This window comes from Hydrogenophaga defluvii (assembly GCF_042665235.1).
Lineage (GTDB): Bacteria > Pseudomonadota > Gammaproteobacteria > Burkholderiales > Burkholderiaceae_C > Hydrogenophaga > Hydrogenophaga defluvii_A.
Genome location: NZ_JBHTBZ010000066.1, coordinates 1 through 2,769, shown reverse-complemented (window position 1 = coordinate 2,769; position 2,769 = coordinate 1). Strand labels below are relative to the sequence as shown.

1 protein-coding gene and 1 pseudogene are annotated in these 2,769 nt (G+C 63.6%); one reads left to right on the top strand and one right to left on the bottom strand.

Annotated features, from left to right (window positions below; translation table 11 throughout):
- Positions 1-761: pseudogene (tnpC, locus tag ACFQU0_RS18305) on the top strand (IS66 family transposase); the annotation flags it as partial.
- Positions 762-776: 15 nt separating this feature from the next.
- Here tnpC and ACFQU0_RS18300 read toward each other — a convergent pair.
- On the bottom strand, positions 777-2,769 hold a 1,993-nt coding region (locus tag ACFQU0_RS18300), incomplete at its 5' end, for a recombinase family protein (protein WP_382203169.1).

Genomic DNA, 2,769 nt, shown 5'->3' with positions numbered 1-2,769 from the left:
CGCTGTACCGGCAGGAGGCGATCTTCGGCCGCGCTGGCCTGGCCATCCCTCGCTCGACCCTGGCGCAGTGGGTGGGCACCTGCGGGGTGCGGCTGCAGTCGCTGGTCGATGCCCTGAAGACCGAGATCCTCAGCCACCGGGTGCTGCACGCCGATGAGACGCCGGTGGCCATGCTCAAGCCCGGCGATGGCAAGACGCACCGCGCCTACCTCTGGGCCTATGCGCCGGGGTCCTTCGAGAGCATCAAGGCTGTGGTCTACGACTTCTGCGAATCCCGCTCGGGCGAACACGCCCGGCGCTTCCTGGGCCAGGGCACCGACAAGGCCTGGAAGGGCTGCCTGACCTGCGACGACTTCAGCGGCTACAAGGCCCTGATCGCCAGCGGCGTGACCGAGGTGGGCTGTCTGGCCCATGCCCGGCGCAAGTTCTTCGACCTGCACGCGGCCAACAAGAGCCAGATCGCCGAGTTCGCCCTGCAGCAGTTCGCCCGGGTCTATGAGATCGAGCGTGACGTCAAAGAGCTGGACACCGAGCAACGGCAAGCCGTTCGGCAGCAGCAGACCCGGCCGATCCTGGACGCTCTGCACGAGTGGATGACGCTGCAACGGCGCCAGGTGCCCGACGGATCAGCAACCGCCAAGGCGCTGAACTACAGCCTGCGGCGCTGGGATGCGCTGATCCGATTCGTGGATGACGGACAACTGCCGGTGGACAACAATTGGATCGAGAACCAGATCCGGCCCATTGCAATGGCTTGTTCATAGTGCCCCTCTTCGTTAAGTGCTTGAAAACATTGACATCTGGTTCTCGCCGACCGCCTGACACGGGCCGAGTGTCCGCGCGGCCGCCTCGATCACGCGAGGATCGAGCAGATCGGATGCCCGAATCTGATACGGCGCTCGCGGCACAACCTGCTCTGCGTACAGGATTCCTTGCTTGATCAAGCGCCGAATACGGTGGTTGTTCACGCCGAGCTTTGCGGCGGCTTCCGACATGGTGAGCCACTGTCCGTCCTTGTGCGCTGACCGGTACGCACGAATGTCGTTCACCATCCGCACAGAACTTACGCGATGCGCGGTCCAAGTCTTGCCCTGCCCGGTGGGCAGGGCCATGCGATTGAGCGTCGCGGCAATATGCTCGTCGGACCACTTGCCCGCCATGCTGCGCATGACGGCCAAGGCTTCATCGGATGTACGACAGCCATGCTCGCCAGACCTTGGCTTCGCGACCCTGACTTCCGAATGCTGACCTCCACGCCAATGAATCGTCAGAACGATCTCTCGCGTCTTCTCATCGAGATCGGCAATGATCTCCTGGACCAAGGTGTGAAGCAACTGCTGGCGTGTGCGCATCGTCACGCCGGGCGCATCCCATGCGGCGGCGAGATCTTGGGCGAGCCCACCGAGGTCGGGTGTTGCCATGGCCGACAGCGTTTGTTCGACTGCGTCGACGCGCCGTTGGGATGCCTGCACACGCTGCAACGCTGACTCCCAGCTCCGTTCGAGTTGTGCGGCGATCAAACGGTTGTCAGGGTCACAGGCCGCGTAGCGTCGCTCTGCCAGCGTCGCCTCGTAGCGTGCTTGCTGTAGTTCCAAATTCACGATTCGCCGTTGGTCCGCTTGGACTTCCATGTGCCTCCGTTCAGCAAGCGACGCCGCTTCGACGGCCAGAGGCTCGACCGCTCGCAGCAACTCTCTTGCCATGGCCTCGTCGGCTCGCCGGCCTCCAAAAGTAAAACACCGCGGCTGCGCCAGCTGCACGTGCGGACGGTCGCACCGATACACCGGTTGACGTGCACCGCGGCCGGTATACGCGACCGTCAGACGGCGGCCGCAACGCGCGCAGCACAGCATACCCGCGAGCAACGCACGCCCGCCGCGACCCGACTTCACACCATCCACTCTACCGTAGGCATTGACGGCAAGTTGCTTCTGATTGCGCTCGAATTCGGACCAGTCGATGTAGGCTTCATGGTGGCCCTGGAGCATCACCTCCCAATGCTCGACCGGCTTGCTATGGCCATAGCTCTTGCGCAGTCGCCCATCGACGAGGGCCGTGCGCTTCTCGCTCTTGCCGTAGGCATAGGTGCCAGCGTAAAAAGGATTCTTAAGCACCGCGATCACGTTGCGATAACGGATTGGAGTCCAGTCGAACGTCACCATCTTCTTGCCATCAGATGGGCGCGGGAAGTGAACCTGTTCAGCAGCAAGCGACAGAAAGGCTTGGCGGGCGCTGCCCAGCTTGCGAAACCGCGCGAAGATCAATCGGATTGCCTCCTGCAGCCGTATGTCGGGATCGAAGCCCAAACCGACCTCGCGGTGCCAGACGTAGCCGATAGGCACGCTGATGCGCAGCTCGCCGCGCTGGGCCTTGGCGCGGGCTGCCTCGAACATGCGCGCCCTGAGCACGCCGAGCTCGAATTCGCTGATGCTGCCCTTCATGCCCAGCAGCAGTCGATCATTAGGGCGACATGGGTCGTAGACCCCATCCAGGTCGATGACCCGGGCCTCGACCAAGCCGCACAGCTCCAGAAGGTGGTGCCAGTCGCGGCCATTGCGTGCCAGCCGCGAGGCGTCGAAGCACAGCACGGCCCCGACCTCGCCGGCGCAGAGCCAAGCGACAAGCCGGTCGAAACCTGGTCGGGCCACCATGCCACTGGCGGAACGGCCGAGGTCGTCATCGATGACCTCGACCTGCGCAAAGCCACGGCGGCGTGCTTCCTCGACCAGGTCGTACTGACGGCGCTGGCTCTCCAAGTTATTCTGAACC